Here is a 625-nt window from a genome sequence, read left to right on the forward strand (position 1 = left end):
GCGCCATGTGCACCATCTTGGCGCCCGCGTCCTGGTGCTGGCCCGAGCCCGAGAAGGCGATGGACAGCGTCTCGCCCTTGGCGTGCTCGCCCATCAGGTAGACGGCCGGGTACTTCATGGTGACCTTGGAGCCGATGTTGCCGTCGACCCACTCCATGGTCGCGCCCTCGTAGGCCACGGCGCGCTTGGTGACCAGGTTGTAGACGTTGTTCGACCAGTTCTGGATCGTCGTGTAGCGGCACCGGCCGCCCTTCTTGACGATGATCTCCACAACGGCGCTGTGCAGCGAGTCCGAGGAGTAGATCGGGGCGGTGCAGCCCTCGACGTAGTGCACGTAGGCGTTCTCGTCGACGATGATCAGCGTCCGCTCGAACTGGCCCATGTTCTCCGTGTTGATACGGAAGTAGGCCTGGAGCGGAATGTCGACGTGGACGCCCGGCGGAACGTAGATGAACGAGCCACCGGACCAGACGGCCGTGTTCAGCGCGGCGAACTTGTTGTCGCCGGCCGGGATCACGGTGCCGAAGTACTCCTGGAAGATCTCCGGGTGCTCCTTGAGCGCCGTGTCGGTGTCCAGGAACAGGACGCCCTGCTCCTCCAGGTCCTCGCGGATCTGGTGGTAGGC

General features: G+C 64.5%; 1 protein-coding gene. It reads right to left on the minus strand.

What is annotated here, in order from left to right; genetic code table 11:
• On the minus strand, nucleotides 1–625 hold a 625-nt coding region (gene sufB, locus KUM32_RS39640; RefSeq protein WP_217146583.1), incomplete at both ends, for a Fe-S cluster assembly protein SufB.

Source organism: Streptomyces sp. AC627_RSS907 (genome assembly GCF_019049165.1).